18 protein-coding genes and 1 riboswitch are annotated in these 21,210 nt (G+C 64.7%); of the genes, 12 read left to right on the top strand and 6 right to left on the bottom strand.

The genetic code is table 11. The features are described 5' to 3' along the window. The first annotated feature begins 97 nt into the window (after positions 1-97). Positions 98-553 (top strand): SRPBCC family protein, encoded by a 456-nt coding sequence (locus JJC00_RS01580; RefSeq protein WP_200471037.1) that lies wholly within the window; start codon positions 98-100, stop codon positions 551-553. Between the two features lie 13 nt (positions 554-566). On the opposite strand, the gene JJC00_RS01575 is transcribed toward JJC00_RS01580, so the two are convergent. Beyond that, positions 567-1,736, bottom strand: coding sequence for a DNA topoisomerase IB (locus tag JJC00_RS01575; RefSeq protein ID WP_200471036.1), 1,170 nt, complete (start codon positions 1,734-1,736; stop codon positions 567-569). A 401-nt stretch (positions 1,737-2,137) separates the two neighbouring features. Between JJC00_RS01575 and acs the strand changes: the two genes are divergently transcribed. Further along, positions 2,138-4,084 carry an acetate--CoA ligase gene (acs, locus tag JJC00_RS01570; RefSeq protein ID WP_200471035.1) on the top strand — a complete coding sequence of 649 codons (1,947 nt, stop codon included), beginning with the start codon at positions 2,138-2,140 and terminating at the stop codon, positions 4,082-4,084. Positions 4,085-4,407: 323 nt separating this feature from the next. Continuing rightward, positions 4,408-4,923, top strand: coding sequence for a L,D-transpeptidase (locus JJC00_RS01565; RefSeq protein ID WP_200471034.1), 516 nt, complete (start codon positions 4,408-4,410; stop codon positions 4,921-4,923). 68 nt (positions 4,924-4,991) lie between these two features. Here JJC00_RS01565 and JJC00_RS01560 read toward each other — a convergent pair whose 3' ends face one another. Both JJC00_RS01560 and JJC00_RS01555 read right to left on the bottom strand, forming a co-directional pair. After that, positions 4,992-5,582: a thermonuclease family protein gene (locus JJC00_RS01560; RefSeq protein WP_200471033.1), complete on the bottom strand. Its 591-nt coding sequence runs from the start codon at positions 5,580-5,582 to the stop codon at positions 4,992-4,994. A 72-nt stretch (positions 5,583-5,654) separates the two neighbouring features. Further along, complete coding sequence (locus JJC00_RS01555; protein WP_200471032.1) at positions 5,655-5,864, bottom strand: DUF1674 domain-containing protein; 210 nt, start codon at positions 5,862-5,864, stop codon at positions 5,655-5,657. A 188-nt stretch (positions 5,865-6,052) separates the two neighbouring features. On the opposite strand from JJC00_RS01555, the gene JJC00_RS01550 reads away from it, so the two are divergent. The 4 genes from JJC00_RS01550 to JJC00_RS01535 all read left to right on the top strand — a co-directional run bounded on the left by JJC00_RS01550 (position 6,053) and on the right by JJC00_RS01535 (position 12,617). After that, complete coding sequence (locus JJC00_RS01550; RefSeq protein WP_200471031.1) at positions 6,053-7,399, top strand: RsmB/NOP family class I SAM-dependent RNA methyltransferase; 1,347 nt, start codon at positions 6,053-6,055, stop codon at positions 7,397-7,399. Between the two features lie 157 nt (positions 7,400-7,556). After that, positions 7,557-9,275 carry a heparinase II/III family protein gene (locus tag JJC00_RS01545; RefSeq protein ID WP_200473944.1) on the top strand — a complete coding sequence of 573 codons (1,719 nt, stop codon included), beginning with the start codon at positions 7,557-7,559 and terminating at the stop codon, positions 9,273-9,275. A 59-nt stretch (positions 9,276-9,334) separates the two neighbouring features. Beyond that, positions 9,335-9,416, top strand: a riboswitch (ZMP/ZTP riboswitch). A gap of 24 nt (positions 9,417-9,440) precedes the next feature. Next, complete coding sequence (gene purH, locus JJC00_RS01540; RefSeq protein ID WP_200471030.1) at positions 9,441-11,033, top strand: bifunctional phosphoribosylaminoimidazolecarboxamide formyltransferase/IMP cyclohydrolase; 1,593 nt, start codon at positions 9,441-9,443, stop codon at positions 11,031-11,033. A gap of 312 nt (positions 11,034-11,345) precedes the next feature. Continuing rightward, the gene (locus JJC00_RS01535; RefSeq protein WP_200473943.1) at positions 11,346-12,617 is read left to right on the top strand and encodes an IS110 family transposase; all 1,272 of its coding nucleotides are present in this window, start codon (positions 11,346-11,348) and stop codon (positions 12,615-12,617) included. Positions 12,618-12,741: 124 nt separating this feature from the next. Here JJC00_RS01535 and JJC00_RS01530 read toward each other — a convergent pair whose 3' ends face one another. After that, the gene (locus JJC00_RS01530; protein ID WP_200471029.1) at positions 12,742-14,127 is read right to left on the bottom strand and encodes an MFS transporter; all 1,386 of its coding nucleotides are present in this window, start codon (positions 14,125-14,127) and stop codon (positions 12,742-12,744) included. Between the two features lie 100 nt (positions 14,128-14,227). Between JJC00_RS01530 and ggt the strand changes: the two genes are divergently transcribed. Further along, the gene (gene ggt / locus JJC00_RS01525; protein ID WP_200471028.1) at positions 14,228-15,979 is read left to right on the top strand and encodes a gamma-glutamyltransferase; all 1,752 of its coding nucleotides are present in this window, start codon (positions 14,228-14,230) and stop codon (positions 15,977-15,979) included. A gap of 134 nt (positions 15,980-16,113) precedes the next feature. On the opposite strand, the gene JJC00_RS01520 is transcribed toward ggt, so the two are convergent. Next, a complete protein-coding gene (locus tag JJC00_RS01520; RefSeq protein WP_200471027.1) occupies positions 16,114-16,779 on the bottom strand; it encodes a glutathione S-transferase family protein in 666 nt (221 codons plus the stop codon). Positions 16,780-16,939: 160 nt separating this feature from the next. Between JJC00_RS01520 and JJC00_RS01515 the strand changes: the two genes are divergently transcribed. The 4 genes from JJC00_RS01515 to panE all read left to right on the top strand — a co-directional run bounded on the left by JJC00_RS01515 (position 16,940) and on the right by panE (position 20,527). Further along, complete coding sequence (locus JJC00_RS01515; RefSeq protein ID WP_200471026.1) at positions 16,940-17,521, top strand: DUF2239 family protein; 582 nt, start codon at positions 16,940-16,942, stop codon at positions 17,519-17,521. A 90-nt stretch (positions 17,522-17,611) separates the two neighbouring features. Then, positions 17,612-18,766 (top strand): MATE family efflux transporter, encoded by a 1,155-nt coding sequence (locus JJC00_RS01510; RefSeq protein WP_200471025.1) that lies wholly within the window; start codon positions 17,612-17,614, stop codon positions 18,764-18,766. A gap of 108 nt (positions 18,767-18,874) precedes the next feature. Beyond that, positions 18,875-19,489 carry a 2-hydroxychromene-2-carboxylate isomerase gene (locus tag JJC00_RS01505; RefSeq protein ID WP_200471024.1) on the top strand — a complete coding sequence of 205 codons (615 nt, stop codon included), beginning with the start codon at positions 18,875-18,877 and terminating at the stop codon, positions 19,487-19,489. Positions 19,490-19,603: 114 nt separating this feature from the next. Beyond that, the gene (panE, locus tag JJC00_RS01500; protein WP_200471023.1) at positions 19,604-20,527 is read left to right on the top strand and encodes a 2-dehydropantoate 2-reductase; all 924 of its coding nucleotides are present in this window, start codon (positions 19,604-19,606) and stop codon (positions 20,525-20,527) included. A 60-nt stretch (positions 20,528-20,587) separates the two neighbouring features. On the opposite strand, the gene JJC00_RS01495 is transcribed toward panE, so the two are convergent. Continuing rightward, positions 20,588-21,178 carry a c-type cytochrome gene (locus tag JJC00_RS01495; RefSeq protein ID WP_200471022.1) on the bottom strand — a complete coding sequence of 197 codons (591 nt, stop codon included), beginning with the start codon at positions 21,176-21,178 and terminating at the stop codon, positions 20,588-20,590. Positions 21,179-21,210: the final 32 nt, after the last annotated feature.

Raw genomic sequence — 21,210 nt, 5'->3', positions numbered from 1 at the left:
CGATGATGGCGAATGAGGGCGGTCTTTGTCACGGGCAATCCTTGACGGGCTGCTTTGGCGCCGCCATGTGCGAGTATCAGCACAGGGATCATCGCCGATGACCGAGCCATTCGTATTGCGACGCGAGACCCAAATCGCAGCCCCGCGGGCCACCGTCTTCGCCTATTTGACGGACCCTGAGAAAATCCTGAGCTGGATGGGCTCGGATACGACCACCGAGCCGCATCCTGGCGGGCTCTATCTGGTCAAGGGCATCGGCCCACGTGGCGGTGTCGCCCGCGGCGCCTTCCGCGAGGTCGTGCCGGTGCATCGTCTGGCGTACACGTTCGGCTGGGACGGCGGCCAGGAAGTGCCGCCCGGCTCGAGCTTGATCGAGATCGACCTGATCGAGCGCGACGGCGGCACGTTGCTGCGCATGACCCATAGCGGGCTGCCCACCGAGGAACAGGTGGCCGCGCACGCGAAAGGGTGGGCGCACTATTTGGGGCGGCTCACGAGTGCCGCCGCGGGCCGCGATCCCGGCCCCGACAAGGGACCTTCGGACAATATGTAGTGATGCGAGCTGGTTACACCGCCGCGGTCGCGACGACCTGCAGCAAAAGCTGCTCGCGCCTCGCCTGCGAACGCTGCCCCTTCATGGTCGCGGCAAAACGCTCGAGGATACCGTCCTCGAAGGCGGTGACGATGGTGTCGTGGACATAGCTCTTGCGGCAGATCGCCGGCGTGTTGGAGAGCTTGTCGGCCGCGGCGCGGATCGCGTCCAGCACCTGCTTCTTGCGACCGCGCTGGCTGGTCGCCGGCGTGATCCGCGACAGCGATTCCACCACGACGGCCGAGGCCATCAGCGTGCGAAAATCCTTCAGCGAAATCTTGATGCCGGCGATTTCGCGCAGAAATGCGTTCACCTGTGTGGTGCTGACCGCGCGCACGATGCCGTAGGCATCGCGATACTGGAACATGCGCTTGCCGGGAACGCCGTTGAGGATGCCGATGGCGCGCACCAGCTTGGCGGCATCGCACTCCTTGCGCACGGCCTTCCCGCCCTTCGCCTTGAAGGTCAGCACGAAGCAGTCGTCCTCGAGCGTGACGTTCGACTTCAGCATCGTGGTGGCGCCGCGGGTGCCGTTGAGGCGGGCGTAGGATTCATTGCCGGGGCGAATCGCGGTGCGCGCGATCAGCTCGATCACCGCCGACAGCGCGAATTCGCGCGTCGGCTCGTCGCCCGACAGGAACGCCGAGACCTTGCGCCGGATTTTGGGCAGCGCGCCGACGAGCTTTTCCAGGCGGTGCGCCTTGCGGTGCTCGCGGACCTTTTCCCAATCGGCGTGATAGCGATATTGCAGCCGGCCCGCGGCATCGCGTCCCACCGCCTGGAGATGCGTGCTCGGATCGGCCGAGTAGCGCACCTCGCGATAGGCCGGCGGCACCGCCATGGCGTGCAGCCGGCGGATGGTGCGGGCGTCGCGGATATGCGCACCGTTGGGGCGGACGAAGGAATAGCCCTTGCCGCGGCGGACGCGGCGGATGGTCAGCTCGTTCTGGTCGCCGAGCCGCAGGCCCAGCTCCCTGGCCAGCGCCTCAACCGTCGCCGCGGGCGCCGAATCGAATATTTTTTTCGGGCTAAGACGGGTGGAGCCGGCCGGTTTCGGCCATTGTCCGAGAGCTTTGGCCAGCGCAATGGCAGCAGGATCGGCCGAAGCGGGCCGCATCATCCCGAGATTCTGCTGATCCATCATAGTCTTAAGCCTTAGCCCTGTCTGTTACCGGTCAATGCCGCTGTTCTGATTTTTGTTCCGAGGGGTCTCTCTGGACCCGGGTTGGCCATTTAGGGTGTTCCGAGCGGCATTGCGAGTCCCGAATCAGTGAAAAAGCGGTTTCTAAATACCGCCTGCGACGCATGGGCGCCCTGCATAGGCCTATTCCGGAGATTTGGGTAAAGGTCCGAAAGCCGCCGCCCGGCCTGTTTCAGATTTGCGACAGCCGGCCTTTGCGGCTTGATTCTCCGCATGGCCGGCTGCTCACCGAAGGTCCAGCTTGTGCACCTTGTCGGGTCCGGTTAGCCCGACGCATAATCGGTTCAACGATCAAGTCGGCTAGCGCGTTGCCAGCGTTTGGCTTGCCGTATGTGGAGGGAAGCATGTCCGAGAAGATTTACGACGTCCCCGCGGAATGGGCCAAGCGCGCCTGGGTCGACCAGGCCAAGTACAAGGACATGTACGCCCGCTCGATCGCGGACCCGAACGCCTTCTGGGCCGAGCAGGCCAAGCGCATCGACTGGATGCACGCCCCCACCAAAATCGAGAACGTCTCCTTCGCGCCCGGCAACATCTCGATCAAATGGTTCGAGGACGGAATCCTCAACGTCGCCCATAATTGCATCGACCGGCATCTCGCCAAGCGCGCCAACCAGACCGCGATCATCTGGGAAGGCGACGATCCCTCGCAGTCCAGGCACATCACCTATAAGGAGCTGCACGACGAGGTCTGCCGGATGGCCAACATCCTGCGCACCCGCAACGTCAAGAAAGGCGACCGCGTCACCATCTATCTGCCGATGATCCCGGAAGCGGCCTATGCGATGCTGGCCTGCGCGCGGATCGGCGCGGTTCACTCGGTGGTGTTCGCGGGCTTCTCGCCGGACTCACTCGCCCAGCGCATCAACGATTGCCAGTCCAAGGTCATCATCACCGCGGACGAAGGCCTGCGCGGCGGCAAGAAGGTGCCGCTGAAGGCCAATGTCGACGCGGCGCTCGCCAAGGCCGACGGCGTCGACTGGGTCGTCGTGGTCAAGCGCACCGGCGGCGCGGTCGACATGAGTCCGTCCCGCGATCTCTGGTATCACGAGGCGGCGGCGATGGTGACCACGGAATGCCCGACCGAGCACATGCACGCCGAGGACCCGCTGTTCATCCTCTACACCTCGGGCTCGACCGGTCAGCCCAAGGGCGTACTGCACACCTCGGCCGGCTATCTCGTGTTCGCCTCGATGACGCATCAATACGTCTTCGACTATCACGACGGCGACATCTACTGGTGCACCGCCGACGTCGGTTGGGTCACGGGCCACAGCTACATTCTCTACGGGCCGCTCGCCAACGGCGCGACCACGCTGATGTTCGAAGGCGTGCCGAATTACCCGGATAATTCGCGATTCTGGAACGTCATCGACAAGCACAAGGTCAACATCTTCTACACCGCACCGACCGCGATCCGCGCCCTGATGCAGTCGGGCGACGAACCCGTGAAGAAGACCTCGCGCGCCTCGCTGCGCCTGCTCGGCTCGGTCGGCGAGCCCATCAATCCGGAAGCCTGGGAGTGGTATCACCGCGTCGTCGGCGACGACCGCTGCCCGATCGTCGACACCTGGTGGCAGACCGAGACAGGCGGCATTCTGATCACGCCGCTGCCGGGCGCGACAAAACTCAAGCCGGGCTCGGCGACGCAGCCGTTCTTCGGCGTGGCGCCGGAAATTGTCGACGCGGACGGCAAGGTGCTGGAGGGTGAGACATCAGGCAATCTCTGCCTGACCCGGTCATGGCCGGGCATGATGCGCACGGTCTATGGCGATCACGCCCGCTTCGAGCAGACCTATTTCTCGACCTACAAGGGCAAATACTTCACCGGCGACGGCTGCCGGCGCGACGCCGACGGCTATTACTGGATCACCGGCCGCGTCGACGACGTGATCAACGTCTCCGGCCATCGCATGGGCACCGCGGAAGTCGAGAGCGCGCTGGTCGCGCATGAGAAGGTGTCGGAAGCCGCCGTGGTCGGTTTCCCGCACGACATCAAGGGCCAGGGCATCTACGCGTATGTCACCCTGATGGCCGGCGTCGAGCCGACCGACGATCTGCGGAAAGAGCTCGTCACCTGGGTGCGCAAGGAGATCGGCCCGATCGCCTCGCCCGACCAGATCCAGTTCGCGCCGGGTCTGCCCAAGACCCGCTCCGGCAAGATCATGCGCCGCATCCTGCGCAAGATCGCCGAGGACGAGCCGGGCAGCCTGGGCGACACCTCGACGTTGGCCGATCCCGCGGTCGTCGATGATCTCGTGAAGAACCGGCAGAACAAGAAGGGCGCGTAAGGCCAACGACCCATCGTCATTCCGGGGCGGTCCGCAGGACCGAACCCGGAATCTCGAGATTCCGGGTCGCGCTATTGCGCGCCCGGAATGACGGCCGTTCACGTCAGGGTGCTGGCGTTCACACCCGCATCTTTCCCGCCGAGTGTTGTTTTCAAGTCATTTACTTTATTTCGAACATTTCCTTTGTTCCCCCCGCTGGCTCGCCCTTGGCGGCCGTGCTTGGAAACCATCCGGTTAACAGGCGCGGTTAAGAATGTCCGGGCGAGCGGGCAATTGCCGGTTTCGCGTAAATTTGGACGATCCGTTCGGGCAGGGGAAAATTGATGTCGATGAAGATTGCATTGGCGCTGGCCGCCGCCATCGGGGCAGGGGTCGTGATGTCGACGGCGGCCGAGGCGCGGCCGGAAATGGTGGGGACGCCCGTCGCCAACTATTCGCCCGGCACCATCGTGGTCAAAACCAGCGAGCGGCGGCTCTATCTCATTCTCGATGATGGCCACGCCGTGCGCTATCCGGTCGGCGTCGGCAAATCCGGCAAACAATGGGCCGGTACCACCCGCATCGACGGCAAGTACCGCAATCCGGCCTGGTCGCCGCCCGCCGAGGTGAAGCGCGACAAGCCGCAGCTTCCCGACGTCATCCCGGGCGGTTCGCCGCGCAACCCGATGGGCGTTGCGGCGATGACACTGGCTGGCGGTGAATATGCCATCCACGGCACCAACGTGCCGGGCTCGGTCGGCGGCTTCGTCTCCTATGGCTGCATCCGCATGCTCAACGACGACATCACCGATCTCTACAGCCGCGTCTCCGTCGGCACGACGGTGGTCGTGGCGCGCTGATCGTCGCAACCAAAACAGAGATTGCAAAACAGAGATTGAAAGAGCCGCGTTTCGACGCGGCTTTTTTGCTACCAGAAGCGCCAGCCGCGCGCGCACCAGCCGTTGCGGTGGCCGCCATTGTAGCTGCGCGCGTAGCCGCCCGCGAGCATCGCCGCCGAAACGTTGGTGGTCCGCCTGGTCGCGACATCGGCGAGAACGCGTCCGTATTTCTCCGAGCCGAGATTGTAGATGGTGACGCCGCCCTGGCCGAGCAGATTGCGCAGCGCCCCGGTGGCGGCTTCCGCCTTGTCCAGCTCGTCCTGACAGGACGCCTTCATCTCCGGCGCATCGATGCCGCGCAGACGAACCCGCGCCACGAGATCGCGCCCGTCGCGTTGATGCACGCGCGCAAGAAAGGTGTCGCCGTCGATGGTGCGGATGACGTCGACCGGCTGACGGACGTCGGGATTGCCGGACTGCTGCAGGATGATCTCGGCGTCCTGCGTGCGCTCGTCGGCCGGATAGGGAACCGGCCAGTTCGTCCCGTGCCGGAAGGTGAGCACGACCGCCACGACGACTCCGACCACGAACATCCACGGTGCCAGTCCGGAGAAGCGACGGCCAAATGGCGAGCCGCCGTACGACGGCCGATACGAGCTATCTGGGTCGAATCGCGACATCCGCGCACGCTATGGCTGAGTCGGCCAGATCGGCAAGTGAGCTCGAAAAAGCTGAGCTTGAAAACCCGAGCCTCAAAAATCCGAGGCGATGCCCTTGCGCTCCCAATCGCCGTAGCGGGTGGGCTCGGGACCCTTCGGCCCCTGCAATTCCTTCGGTGCCGCCTTTGCGTCGTTCTTGGCATTGGCCGCGGCGGCCTGCCGGCGCGCCGCGGCTTCGGCCAGCGCGCGCTGGGCGGCCGGCGGCAGGGGCTTGCGATCGGGAACGCGAGGCTGGTCACTCATCGTCTGGGCTCCTAGCGCAGGATCGCCATCCGCGCGACGTCCAATTGCGCATTGCTGAAATGGCCGCGACGGGCTGAAATCGCCAGAGGCCATTCTTACATTTGGCATATTCGCATGTCACAGCTGGTGTTCTTAAGGCATGCGCCCATATTGGCGGAACTGCCGCTCGCTCAGAACCTTACGTCCGCATGCCATCTCAACGTTTTGCCCCTCCATCCGAAGTGCCCGGTCTCGCGGCGCGGCGGATCGCTGCCGACATCGTCGACGGCGTCCTGCACAAGCACCGCACGCTCGATGACCAGCTCGATGGCTCCGGTGCCCATCCCGGACTGAAGACGCTCGCTGACCGTGACCGTGCGCTGATGCGGCGGCTGGTCGCAACCATCCTTCGCCGCCTCGGCACGCTCGGCCATGTGCTGTCGCGCCTGCTCGACAAGGGCATTCCCTCCGACGCCCCGCGCGCGCAGAGCGCGCTCCTGATCGGCGCCGCCCAGATCCTCTGGATGGACGTGCCCGATCACGCCGCGGTCGATCTCTCCGTTCGCCTGGTGCAATCCGACCGGCGCGCCGCGCGCTATGCCGGCCTCGTCAACGCCGTGCTGCGCCGCTGCGCGCGCGAAGGCCAGGCGCTGGTCGAGGAGGTCGCAACGCAATCGCTGGACCTGCCGCCCTGGCTGCTGGCGCGCTGGAGCGCGCATTACGGCGAGGCGACTGCACGGAACATGGCGCTCGCGCTCGGCCACGAACCGTCGCTCGATCTCACCGTGAAGTCCGACGCCGCACAATGGGCGAGCCGGCTGCATGGCGAAGTGCTGCCGACCGGATCGGTGCGCACGGTCCTGCACGGTGCGGTGACCATGCTGCCCGGCTTCACCGAAGGACAATGGTGGGTGCAGGACGCCGCCGCCGCGCTGCCGGTCCGGCTGTTCGGCGATATCGCGGGCAAATCCATCGCGGATCTCTGTGCTGCGCCCGGCGGCAAGACCGCGCAGCTGGCGCAGGCCGGCGCGCATGTCACCGCGATCGACCGTTCGCCCGCCCGAGTGGCGCGTCTGCGCGAAAACCTGAACCGGCTGTCGCTCCAGGCCGAGAGTGTCGTCGCCGACGCCGTAGAGTGGGCGGGCCCAACGGATGGCCTCGATGGAATCCTGATCGATGCGCCATGCACCTCGACCGGGACGATCCGCCGGCACCCCGATGTTGCATGGCTGCGCCAGGACTCCGACGTCGCTGCGATGACCGTCCTCCAGCAACGGCTGCTGCGCAAATCCGTCTCGCTGCTCAAGCCCGGCGGGACTTTGGTCTACTGCACCTGTTCGCTGGAACCCGAAGAAGGCGAGCAGGCCGTCGCCACGCTGCTGGCCGCAGAGCCTGCGCTTCGCCGCGTGCCGATCGAGGCCAGCGAGGTCTCCGGGCTCAGTGAGGTCATCACCACCGAGGGCGATCTCCGGACCCTGCCGAGCCACCTGCCGCACGCCGACCCGAAGCTCGGCGGGCTCGACGGATTTTTCGCGGCCCGGCTCGTTAAATCCTGATTTTGCACCGGATTTTGCTACCGCTGGACTGATTCGGGGCCATTCAAGGTGGTGTCCGCGGTCCGATTTTGGGATTAATAAGGATTCGTCGGAATCCTCTCCCCCTTCAAGGCAAGGCGTGTCGGTCGCTCAACGCAGACGTATCTCGACGCTGGTGATGAACCGCTTCGCGCGGAACATGCTCGCGCGCGCGAGCGGCGGTTCGGTTGCGCTGTCGCGGGTCTGGCCCGGCCGTACCGATCGGCTGATCATTGCGCCGCATGATCTGCGCACCGCGGACGCGACGCGCGCCGCCGAGATCTATGCCGGGCGCTTTGTCTTCGCCGGCAAGATCGTCAACTGCCACGGCCGCTCGATCTTCGATCTCGATCCGCCCTCGGAGGATTGGGAGGTCGCGCTGCTCGGGTTCGGCTGGCTGCGGCACCTGCGCGCCGCCGACACCGCGCTGACCCGGGCGAATGCGCGCGCGCTGGTCGAGGACTGGATCAGCAACCCCGCCAACAAGCGCCGGCCCGTCGCCCGCCGCGCCGACGTGCTGGCGCGGCGCGTGATCTCGCTGCTGTCGCAGGCGCCGCTGGTGCTCAACGACACCGACAACAAGTTCTACCGCCGCTATCTGCGGGCGCTGGCGCGCGAGATCCGCTTCCTGCGCTACACCATGGTCAACATTCCCGACGGGGTGCCGAAGCTCCAGGTGCTGATCGCGCTGTGCTACACGACGCTCTGCCTCGCCAACCAGGCCCGTCACATCCGCACCGCGTCGAAAAAACTCTCCGACGAATTGCAGCGGCAGATTCTCCCCGACGGCGGCCACATTTCCCGCAATCCGGGCGCGCTGATCGAGGTCCTGATCGACCTGTTGCCGCTGCGGCAGACTTTTGCCGCGCGCAACATCGCGCCGCCGGCGGCGCTGCTCAATGCGATCGACCGCATGATGCCGATGCTGCGCTTCTTCCGGCACGGCGATGGCAATTTTGCGCTGTTCAACGGCATGAGCGCGACGCCGTCGGATCAGCTTGCAACACTGCTCGCCTATGATGACGCCCACGGCGCGCCGATGGCGAACATGCCGCACACCGGCTTCCAGCGCCTCGATGCCGGCCCGACCACGCTGATCATCGACACCGGCCCGCCGCCGCCGCCCGGCGTCAGCCACGACGCACATGCCGGCTGCCTGTCGTTCGAGCTGTCCTCCGGCATCAGCCGCATCGTGACCAATTGCGGGATGCCGACCACGGGCCGCGACAATTGGCGGCCGTTCGCGCGCGGCACCGCGGCGCATTCGACGCTGACCTATCACGAGAGGTCGTCCTGCCAGTTCGTCGAGATGTCGGCGATGAAGCGGCTGCTGCGCGGCGCGCCGATCACCAGCGGTCCCCACGAGGTCGAGAGCTATCGCGAAATCGTGCAGGACGGCACGCTGCTCACGACCTCGCATGACGGCTATCTCGCCAAGTTCGGCGCGGTCCATCGCCGCGTGCTGATGATCGCCAATGACGGCGCGCGGATCGACGGCGAGGACACGCTATCGCCGCCGCAGGGCGCGCGCCTCAAGGGCGCCGACGCCGATTTCGCGCTGCGCTTCCATCTGCATCCGGCAGTGAAGGCAAGCCGGCTGTCGGATGCCCGCGGCGTCATGCTGGTGCTGCCGAACCGCGATGTCTGGACCTTCGAAGCCCTCGACGACAAGGTCGATCTCGAGGACAGCGTGTTCCTGGCGGGCAATGACGGCCCCCGCCGCACCGCCCAGATCGTGATCCGCCAGGATGCGCGCCAGGCGTCCTCGATCCGCTGGAGTTTTGTGCGTTCCACGGCCTCGCCGGCGGTCACCAATGCGCGCCGGAATGCGCGGCGCGAGCCGGAACTTCCGCTGTAAACGGGCGCGATTCGGCCCCATCTGGTCGTTGTGAAGGGCGTCGAAAACTGCTATCGAGCACTCGTTCGCGCGACTGGCGACCTTGGATGGAGCACCATCGGGAAGCGCGAGACATATAAGCCGCGCGCCTGGGCATAGACACTCCCTTAGCAGAGGATCTTGCTCATGACTGACCATCCCCGCCGCGTCACCCGCGCGCTTCTTTCCGTCTCCGACAAAACCGGCCTGATCGAATTCGCCAAGGCGCTTGCCGCCCATGACGTCGAGCTGGTCTCGACCGGCGGTACCGCCAAGGCCATCGCCTCTGCAGGCCTCAAGGTGAAGGACGTCTCCGACCTCACCGGCTTCCCCGAGATGATGGACGGCCGTGTCAAGACACTGCATCCGAAGGTGCATGGCGGCCTGCTTGCGATCCGCGACAACAAGGAACACGCCGAGGCGATGAAGGCGCACGGCATCGCGCCGATCGATCTGCTCGTCGTCAATCTCTATCCGTTCGAAGCGACCGTCGACAAAGGCGCGGGCTTCGAGGACTGCATCGAGAACATCGACATCGGCGGTCCCGCGATGATCCGCGCCGCCGCCAAGAACCATGACGACGTCGCCGTCGTGGTCGAACCCGACGATTACAAGGCCGTGCTCGACGAGCTCGCGGCCAACAACGGGGCGACGACGCTGAAGCTGCGCCGGCGGCTTGCCGCAAAGGCCTATGCGCGCACCGCAGCTTATGACGCCGCGATCTCGAACTGGTTCAACCGCCAGCTCGAAATCGACGCACCCGATTTCCGCGCCTTCGGCGGCAGATTGATCCAGTCGCTGCGCTACGGCGAGAACCCGCACCAGACCGCGGCGTTCTATGCGACACCCGACAAGCGTCCCGGCGTCTCGACCGCACGGCAGCTGCAGGGCAAGGAGCTCTCCTACAACAACATCAACGACACCGATGCCGCCTATGAATGCATCGGAGAGTTCGACACCAAGCGCACCGCGGCCTGCGTCATCGTCAAGCATGCCAACCCCTGCGGCGTCGCCGAAGGCTCGAACCTCGTCGACGCCTATCGCAAGGCGCTCGCCTGTGACTCGACCTCGGCCTTCGGCGGCATCATCGCGATGAACCGCGCGCTCGACGCCGACACCGCGCGCGAGATCACAAAAATCTTCACCGAGGTGATCATCGCGCCCGACGCCAGCGAAGAGGCGATCGCCATCATCGGTGCGCGCAAGAATTTGCGCCTGCTGCTCGCCGGCAGCCTGCCCGATCCGCGCGCGCCGGGCCTCACGGCCAAGACGGTGGCCGGTGGCCTCCTCGTGCAGAGCCGCGACAATGCCGTGGTCGACGACATGACGTTCAAGGTCGTGACCAAGCGTGCGCCCAGCGATGCGGAGATGCGCGACCTGAAATTCGCCTTCCGCGTGGCAAAACACGTCAAATCGAACACCATCATCTACGCCAAGGATCTCGCCACTGTCGGCATCGGCGCGGGCCAGATGAGCCGCGTGGATTCAGCGCGGATCGCTGCCCGCAAGGCGCAGGATGCGGCCAATGAGCTGAAGCTCGCCGCGCCGCTGACCAAGGGTTCGGTCGTGGCCTCGGATGCGTTCTTCCCGTTCGCCGACGGCATGCTCGCCTGCATCGAAGCCGGCGCCACCGCCGTGGTGCAGCCCGGCGGCTCGATGCGCGATGACGAGGTGATCAAGGCCGCCGACGAGCACGGCATCGCCATGGTGTTCACCGGCACGCGGCATTTCAGGCACTAGGGCGATCCGCGTAGCGGCTGCAAGAGCGGCTACGATTCCATCGACTCGTCATTGCGAGTTGGGACCAGCATTGAGGGGCTGACGCGCGCTGGATGAAACTTTTCGGGGGTGGAGAGAGGCGGTAGATTGGGGCGCCGTCGGCAAAGAGGTCGATTACTCTCTGGTGCGTGAGAGCCCGGTTGCGAGTTGGACCCGGGTTGCCTGGATGACCCACACTGGCGCGGAGGGGCAACATGGCCCTGGAGCACGCTTCCTAGCATTCTTTTCTGACAGGCGCCTATGCCGCCGGCGCGAACTGTTGAGGAGAGCAGCATGGATATTCTGTACGAGCGGGTGGCTGGCCTGGATGTGCACAAGGACACGGTCGTGGCCTGTGTGCGGATCATGGTCGACGGCAAGGCGCAGCGGGAGTGCCGGACCTTTGCAGCCGCGACTGAACAGCTTGGGGAGCTGCGAAGGTGGCTGGAAGAAAGCCGGTGCACGCATGTGGCGATGGAGGCGACGGGCGTCTACTGGATGCCAGTGTTCCGAATCCTGGGCGAAGGCGCCTTTGAACTGATCGTCGCCAATGCCGCGCACATCAAGAATGTGCCGGGACGCAAGACCGACATGAACGATGCGATGTGGATCGCCGATCTGTTGGCCTGCGGGCTGATCAAGGGCAGCTTCATTCCGGAGGAGGAGGTTCAGGAGTTGCGCGCGCTGACGCGGACGCGCAAGCAGCTGGTTCGCGAGCAGACGCGGCACGTGCAGCGGATCGAGAAGACGCTGGCAGAAGCCAACATCAAGCTTGGCTCAGTGATCTCCGACATCATGGGCGCGAGCGGCCGGCGGATCATCCAGGCGATGATTGAGGGCGTGCGGCAGCCCAACAAGCTGGCCGAGCTAGCCGGCAAGCAGATCAAGGCCTCGCCGAAGGAGCTCTACGACGCGTTGCACGGGCGGCTGACGGATCACCACCGCTTTCTGCTCGCGCTTCATCTGCAGCAGCGGGATGGCCTGGATGAGACGATTCGCAAGCTTGATGTCGAAATCGCTCAGCGGATCGAGTGCATGGAAGCGGAGGTCAACGGTGGCAAGATCCCCTTTCGCCACTTGATCGGATTGTTGACCACCATTCCCGGGGTCAGCGCGGTGGCGGCGCCGGCCATTCTGTCCGAGATCGGCGCCGACATGAGCCGCTTCCAGACCGCTGGCCATCTCGTCGCCTGGACCGGACTGTGTCCCGGACAGAACGAGAGCGCCGGCAAGCGCAAGTCCTCGCGCCTGCGCAAGGGCGCGCCGTGGCTCAAGACGATGCTCATTCAATGTGCCTGGGCTGCCAAGCGCACAAAGAACAGCTACTACCGGGCGCAGTTCTTCCGCTTGCAGGCCAAGCGCGGGCCGCAAAAGGCTATCTGCGCCGTCGCTGCCTCGATCCTCACCGCAATCTACCACATCCTCAAAGACGGCACGGAGCACCGCGACCTCGGCGCTGCTTACTTCGACCGCCGGCCCACGGAGGTCCAAGCAAGCCGCCTCGTCGCGCGCCTCAAAAAGCTGGGCTTCACCGTCCAACTCCAGCCCATCGCGGAGGCCGCCTGACGCTAAACCATCAGCCGTTTCTTCCTAGCGGAGCGAAGCAATCCAGCCTGTTTCCGCGGAGAAGATCTGGATTGCTTCGTCGCTTCGCTCCTCGCAATGACGGCGGCGGGATTGCCTTGCGCAGCTACTCCCGCACCCGCATCAGCAGCGCGAACCCCGTGACGAAAAACACCACCAGCACGGCCATGCCGGCCTTCTGGCTCGCGGTTGCCGCGGTGATCACGCCGATCAGCAGCGGTCCGATGAAGGACGTCACCTTCCCGGTCAGCGCAAACAGACCAAAATACTGCGCGATGCGATCCTTCGGCGCGAGGCGGATCAGCAGCGTGCGCGAGGCGGCCTGAAGCGGACCGCCAGCCGCGCCGATCAGACAGCCCAGCACGATATAGGCCCGCTCAGCCGCGGCAGCGAACAGCGGGCCGCCCGGCTGCGGCGGCGCGACCTTGACGAACAGCACGCTGTCCTTGTCGACGAGCAGGATCGCCGCCACCGCGAACAGCAGGATAAGCATGCTGCCGGCGATGACGCGCTTCGGGCCGAGGAAGTCGTCGAGCTTGCCGCCGAGCCACGCGCCGAAAGTGCCGGCGATGGCGAGGATGATGCCGAATGTGCCGATCTGGATTGTGTGCCAGCCGAAGGTGCCTGCGGCATAGATGCCACCGAACGCGAACAGCGAGACCAGGCCGTCGGTGTAGATCATATTGGCGAGCAGAAACGCGGCGAGCGATTTCTGCTGCGGCAGATCCTTCAGCGATCGCTTCAGATCCGCCAGGCCTTCATGCAGCGCCTCACGCACCGGACGCTTTGCCGGATAATCCGGCGTGAACAAAAACATCGGCGTCACGAAGATGATGAACCACAACCCTGTCAACGGTCCCGCCGCACGATCGCCCTCATGCGTGGCGGGATCGAGCCCGAACAGCGGCGTGAAGCCGAGCAGCGTGCGACCGGTCTCTGGATTGGCGGCGAGGAAGCCAAGCACGATGATCAGGCTGACGATGCCACCGATATAACCCGTGGCCCAGCCGGTGCCGGAGAGACGGCCGATGCGCTCCGGCGGCACCAGGGTCGGCATCATCGCATTGTTGAAGACGGTGGCGAACTCCGCGCCGACGCTCGCAAGCGCGACCGCGAAGAGCAGCGGTGGAATGATGGCTTGATCGCCGGGCTTGCCGATCCACAGTGCGCAGGACGCCAGCACCAGCACCGCGCCGAACGCGGCGATCCACGGCTTGCGGCGACCCGAGGCATCCGCGATGGCACCAAGCACGGGCGACAACAGCCCGATCGCCATGCCAGCTGCTGCCATCGCAAAACCCCAGAGCGACTGGCCCGTGGCGGGATCAGGCGCGATGCTGGTGGCGAAATAAGGCGCGAACACGAAGGTCGTGATCAGCGTGAAATAGGGCTGCGCGGCCCAATCGAAGAAGATCCAGCTGACGACGGCGGCGCGCGGCGGATAGGTCCGCGGGGCAACGGCCATGAGCGCATCCGGGGCGATCGTCGTCATCACGCAGTCCTCATCACAAACAGTTTTGCCTCTCCTAGCGCAAACCGTATAGCATTACTGCGACGCGTTTGAATTGGCCTGAAGGTCTGGCGGAAATTTGATGATGGCGTCATTTTCGACACGGCGGGCTTTTTTCGCATTCATCGCCATTCTGGCGTTTGGTCTTGTATCAGCAACCGCGCAGGATGCGCGGCGGGCTTATGTCCCGCCGGCGCTCGATACCGTGCACGCGATCCCCGCCGAGCACGGCATGGTGGTGGCACAGGAGAAAATATCCGCGCAGGTCGGCGCCGACATCCTCCGACGTGGCGGCAATGCCGTCGACGCGGCCGTCGCGACCGGCTTTGCGATGGCAGTGACCTATCCGCGCGCCGGCAATATCGGCGGCGGCGGCTTCATGGTGATCCATTCCACTGATCGCAATGAAGACATCACGATCGACTATCGCGAGACCGCGCCGGCGGCGACCACGGCGCAGATATTCCTTGGAGCCGACGGCAAGCCTGATCCCGCCAAGTCGCGCGATTCCGGACTTGGCATCGGCGTGCCCGGCACGGTCGCAGGCCTGGCGCTCGCGCTCGAGAAATACGGCTCGGGCAAGTTCACGCTGGCGCAATTGCTCGAACCTGCGATCGTGCTCGCGCGTGACGGATTTGTCGTCACCGACGACATCGCCGATACCCTGCCGGGCTGGTACCCGCGGCTGGCACGCTGGCCGTCCTCGGCTAAAATCTTCGCGAAGCCCAACGGCACGCCGTTTGGCGAAGGCGACAGGCTGGTGCAGAGCGATCTCGCCGACACGCTGGCGAGCGTCGCAACGCAAGGACCCCGCGGCTTCTACGAGGGCCCCGTGGCGGAGAGGCTCGCCAAGGCCGTATCCGACGCCGGCGGCATCATGACCGCGGCTGATCTGAAGGCCTATCAGGCCGTGATCCGTTCGCCGGTGCGCGGCACCTATCGCGGCTATGACATCGTCTCGATGCCGCTGCCATCGTCCGGCGGCGTCGTGCTGGTGGAATCGCTCAATATCCTCGAAGGCTTTCAGCTCGCCGATCTGAAGCAGGGCTCACCGGCATCGCTGCATCTGCTGATCGAAGCCATGAAGCGCGCCTATGCGGATCGTGCGCGCTATCTCGGCGATCCCGCCTTCGTCAACGCGCCGATCGATACGCTTACGGCGAAAGACTATGCGGCCAAGTTGCGTGCGAACATCTCGACCAATCGCGCGACGCCGTCGAATGAGATCATTTCCGCCCCGCCGGCGCCGCGTGAAGGCAGCAACACCACGCATTTCTCTGTCGTCGACAGCAGCGGCAATGCCGTCAGCAACACCTATACGCTGAACTTCAGCTACGGCGTCGGCCTCGTCGCCGACGGCACCGGCGTGCTGCTCAACAACGAGCTTGACGATTTCACCGCCGCCGTCGGCGCCTCCAATGCCTATGGCCTCGTCGGCTACGAGCCCAATCTGCCCGGGCCCGGCAAGCGGCCGCTGTCCTCGATGTCGCCGACCATCGTGCTCCGGGGCGGCAAGCCGGTGCTGGTGACGGGCTCGCCCGGCGGCAGCCGCATCATCTCGACCGTACTGCAGGTGATCGTGAACGTTCTCGACTACAAGATGGACGTGGCGGCCGCGGTGGCCGCGCCGCGGCTGCATCATCAGTGGCTGCCGGACGAAGTGCGCGTCGAGCGCGGCTTTCCCGACGACGTGCTGTTCGAGCTGAAGGCAATGGACCATCTCATCGTCGAGCCGATGGGACAGACCTCGGCCAACTCGATTCTCGTGACGCCGAACGGCCCCCTCGGCGCGCCAGACCCGCGCTCGCGCGGCGCGGAAGCAGCAGGACAGTAACGCTGCCCCTGCATGGCGCAACCGCGCGCGGATTAGTCTTCGATCGTCATCCCGGGGCACGCGAAGCGTGAACCCGGGATCTCGAGATTCCGGATCTGGTGCTTCGCACCATCCCGGAATGACAACGAATGTGACTACCGCCCCACTTGATACGGCCCGCCTTTCTCGAGAGCTCGCGCATAGGCCGGCCGCGCGTGAATGCGCTCCAGGAACGCCATCGCCTTGGGGTGGCCTTGCTCGAGCCCGCCGCGCGCTTGCGCAGCCTCAAGCGGAAAGCTCATCTGGATATCGGCCGCGGTGAACTCGCTGCCGGCGAACCACTCACTTTTTGCGAGCTCACCTTCCCAATAATCCATGTGCTGCTTGAGCTGCGGATTGACCAGCGCGGTGAGCGCCTGGTTCGAGACCTTGCGCACCAGCGGACGAAGCAGCGCCGGCGCGCGCTTCGGCATCAGCGTGAACAGCAGTTTTAATAGCAGCGGCGACATTGCCGAGCCTTCGGCATAATGCAGCCAATAGGTGAAGCGCAGCCGCTCCGGCGTATTCGGCGGCGGGATCAGACGGCCATTGCCGTAGGTCGCGATGAGATATTCGATAATCGCGCCTGATTCGGCGATGGTGTTGCCGTTGTCGGTGATGACGGGCGACTTGCCGAGCGGATGGATCGCGCGCAGCTCTTTCGGCGCACGCATATCGGGCTGGCGCTGATAGCGCACGATCTCGTAGGGCACGCCCAACTCCTCAAGCAGCCACAGCACGCGCTGCGAGCGAGAATTGTTGAGGTGGTGAACGGTCAGCATCGCAGGGCCCCCGGAATAGGCGTGGTCGGTCGGGCGTTCGTGCCAGCCCGGCACCGCAATGTCGAGCTATCCGGACGGATAATTTCGTCCGGGTATATTGACGTCGCTAATTTACCCGGGTATTAAATCGATCAACGCGCTCAATTTGGCAACGATTCCAATGCAAAAAACTTTCACCGCCTTCCAAGGCCCGCGCCGCCTGGCGTCAGGGCAGGCCGGAGAGGTCGCGCTGGTCGTCAAGCGGGTGGCGGCACGGCCGGACGAGCCCATCATCATCTTCGAGGACGCCACGGGCCGATCGATCGACTTCGATCTGCGCGGCGGCGATCGAGAGGTGCTGGCACGTCTGACGAAGCTGATCCCGCCGCCGGTTGAGGAGACCGCTTCACCAACCGAACCGCGCGGCCGCGGACGGCCAAAACTCGGCGTGGTCGCGCGCGAGGTGACGCTGCTGCCGCGACACTGGGAGTGGCTCGGCGCACAGCCCGGCGGCGCTTCGGTCGCGCTCAGAAAACTTGTCGACGAGGCGCGGCGCGCGAGCGGCGACAAGGATCGCGAGCGGCAGGCGCGAGATGCGGCCTATCACTTCATGTCGACCATGGCCGGCAATCTGGCGCAGTTCGAGGAAGCGTCGCGGGCGCTGTTTGCAGATGACCGGCGGCGCTTCACCGGACTGATCGCCGACTGGCCGGCCGACATCCGCGACCACATCGTCAAGCTCGCCTACAGCGACCGCGCTTAAAGCGCGCCGCTCTCACACAACCCATCGACGGCCAAGCCGCACGTGCTTCGCGCGGCAACGGTTTTGCTCGCCCTGATGAAAGGCCCATCCATGTCCGCTCCAAAATCGCTCTGGAAAAGTTTTCTGCGTTTCCTTGCACCGCTCATGCTGAGCAACGCGCTGCAATCGTTGTTTGGCACCGTCAGCAATGTCTATCTCGGCCAGATGATCGGCGTGGATGCACTCGCGGCGGTCTCGACATTCTTCCCGGTGTTTTTCTTTCTGTTCGCCTTCGTGGCGCTTGCGACGCCCGCGGACATTCTCGAGCAGGCAAGCCGCTATGCCCGCATCATGCTGCTGACGATGCCGCTCGGCTTCGTCTTCCTGTTGATGACGGCGATGATCCGCGGCGTCGGCGACGCGGTGACACCGCTGCTGGCGCTGGCATTGTCGACTGCGATCGGCCTGATCCTGACGCCAATGCTGATCCGCGGCGCGTTCGGTCTACCGGCGCTCGGCATCACCAGCCCGGCCTGGGCGGCTGCGATCTCCAATGCAGTGACGCTGATCGTGCTGGCCGTCTACTTGTTGCGGAAGAAGCACGCGCTCGCGCCGGATGTTCCATTGCTGCGGCATCTGCGGCTCAATCGCGCCGTGATCGGACATATCCTTGGCGTTGGATTGCCGAGTGCGGTCGGCATGGTCGTGATGGCGATCGCCGAGCTGGTTTTGCTCGGCCTCGTCAACGGCTTCGGCTCTGACGCCACCGCGGCCTACGGCGCGGTCAATCAGGTGATGGGCTACACGCAGTTCACGGCGATGTCGATTTCGATCGCGGTCTCGATCCTCGGCGCGCAAGCCATCGGTGGCGGCGACAGGGCGCGGCTCGACGGCATCGTCCGTACTGGCCTTGCGTTCAATCTCGTGCTGACCGGCGGGTTGGTCGCACTGATTTACCTGATGCCGCGCGCCGTGCTCGGCATCTTCATCACCGACAGCGCCGTGCTCGATCTGGCGAAAGGATTACTCTTTGTCGCCTTGTGGAGCTCGGTGCCGTTCGGCCTTGCGACCACGTTTTCCGGCGCGATGCGCGCCGCCGGCGTGGCGCTGACGCCGATGCTGCTGTCCGCGGTGATCCTCAGCCGCACGATCGGCCTCGAGGGCGTATGGGCGGCCTATCCGATCGTGTTCTGCGCCATGTTCGTTTTGCAGATGGGCTATTACCTCATGGTGTGGCGCAAGCGGGCAATCCGGCGTCTGATCTGACTGAATGATCAAGGTATTATGACCATCATTAAACGGTGGACCTGTGGCGCGCCCTGCGCCACAATGGATGAAAAGCCAGATCAGAAAGCTCGGTCAGGGAGAACGAATTTGACCCGCACAGCCCCGCAATTCCTGTTCGACTTCGGCAGCCCGAACGCATACCTCAGCCACCTGGCGATTCCAGCGATCGAGCAGCGCATCGGCGTCAAATTTGAATATGTGCCGATCCTGCTGGGCGGCATCTTCAAGTTGACCAACAACAGGTCGCCGGCCGAGACGCTCGCCGGCATCAAGAACAAGCGCGAATTCCAGCAGGTCGAAACCGAGCGCTTCATCAAGCGCTTCAAGGTCCAGCCTTACGTCTTCAATCCCAACTTCCCCGTCAACACGCTGAACCTGATGCGTACCGCGATCGCGGCACAGCTCGAGGGCGTGTTCGAGAAATATGTCAACGCCGCCTTCCACCACATGTGGCGCGAGCCGAAGAAGATGGACGACCTTGAGGTTGCGGCGAAGGCGCTGGCGTCCTCCGGTCTCGATGCCCAAAAGCTGTTCACCCGCGCCCAGGAGCCCGAGGTGAAGGGCAAGCTGATCAAGAACACCGAGGAGGCGGTCGCGCGCGGCGCGTTCGGCTCGCCGACCTTCTTCGTCGACCACGAGATGTTTTTCGGCAAGGAGCAGCTGCGCGAGGTCGAAGAGATGGTAATCGAGAAGGGCGAGTAGTGAATGGCGAATAGCGAGTAGTGGAAACGTTACTCGCATTTTACCGCTTGCTGACCTATTCGCTACTCCCCATTCGCGATTCGCCCGTCCGAATAGCAACAACGGAGTTTTCCCATGCGTATCCTCGTGGTCGGCGCCGGCGCCATCGGCGGCTATTTCGGTGGCAGGCTTTTGCAGGCCGGCCGCGACGTCACCTTCCTGGTTCGGCCGCGCCGCGCCAGCGAGCTCGCGAGCGACGGCCTCGTCATCAAGAGCCCGAATGGCGATGTGACGCTGAAGAATCCGCCGACCGTGCAGGCCGACGCGCTCAAGGACAAATTCGACGTCGTGCTGCTCAGCTGCAAGGCGTTCGACCTCGACGACGCCATCAAATCGTTCGCCGCCGCCGTCGGCCCGAACACCGCGATCATCCCGATGCTCAACGGCATGAAGCATCTCGACACGCTCGATGCCAAATTCGGCAAGGAGCGCATGCTCGGCGGTCTCTGCGCCATCGCCGCTACCCTGAACGAAAAGCGCGAGGTGGTGCAGCTGCAGCCGATGCAGTCGATCAATTACGGCGAGCGCGATGGCAAATCGTCGGATCGCGTCAAGGCGATCGACGAGGCCTTCAAGAGCGGCATCGTTGGTGCCGCCGCCAGCCAGAACATCATGCAGGACATGTGGGAGAAGTGGGTGTTCCTGTCCTCGCTCGCTGCAAGCACCAGCCTGATGCGCACCTCCGTCGGCAACATCCTCGCCGCGCCCGGCGGCCGCGACTTTTTGCTCGGCATGCTGGACGAGACCAGCTCGATCGCCACAGCGTCGGGCTACACGCCGGGCGGCCCGTTCTTCGAGCGCGTGAAGGGCAACCTCACCACCGAGGGCTCGCCGCTGACGGCCTCGATGTTCCGCGACATCAAGGCGGGCCTCCCGGTCGAAGCCGATCACGTGATCGGCGACCTCATCGCACGCGCCGATGCCGCCAAGGTCCCGGTGCCGAAACTGCGCATCGCCTACACGCATCTGAAGGCGTATGAGAAGCAGCGGGGAGGCTGACTGCGAACTCCGCATTCGGCCGTCGTCCCGGCGAAGGCGGAGCTTGTAGCTACACTTCGACTACTTGAAATACGCGAGGTAGTGCGAGACGGCGATGATTTCCTCATCGCTCATGTGATAGGCGACATCGGCCATCGCGGCACCGCCGCCGCCGACGCGCTGGCTGCCCTTGTAGTCTTGCAGCGCCTTGACCAAATATTCCTCGCGCTGACCCGCGAGCCGCGCGACGGCCTTGGTGCCGGCGAAGCTATCCGTGTGACAAGAGGCGCAGCGGCGGCCGACGGCAACTTGCGCGCCTTTTTTCGACAGGTCCGGATCCTTGTCCTCGGCCGGCTTCGGCGGCGTCATGGCCGCGAAATAGGCACCGAGACTGCGGACATCCTCGTTGGTGATCTCTGCGGCAATCGGCTGCATCTGCTCATTCTTGCGCGAGCCGGCGCGGAAGTACACGAGCTGCCATTGCAGGAATTGGTCGGGCTGACCGGCCAGCGAGGGGATGTTCTCGGTCTGCGAGATACCGTTCTCGCCATGACAGCCGGAGCAGACGGCAGCCTTCTCCTGGACGGCATTATCTGCAGCGCTCGCGGAGAGGGCGCCGAGCGTGAGGAGCGCAGCCGCGCTGATTGCGTGCGAAATGAACTGCCGGCGCATGGTAGGAATTCCGATCTATCGAACCTGTCATT

The sequence above is a fragment of the Bradyrhizobium diazoefficiens genome (assembly GCF_016616885.1).
Classification (GTDB): Bacteria; Pseudomonadota; Alphaproteobacteria; order Rhizobiales; family Xanthobacteraceae; genus Bradyrhizobium; species Bradyrhizobium diazoefficiens_F.
This window is presented reverse-complemented; position numbering and strand designations above follow the sequence as displayed.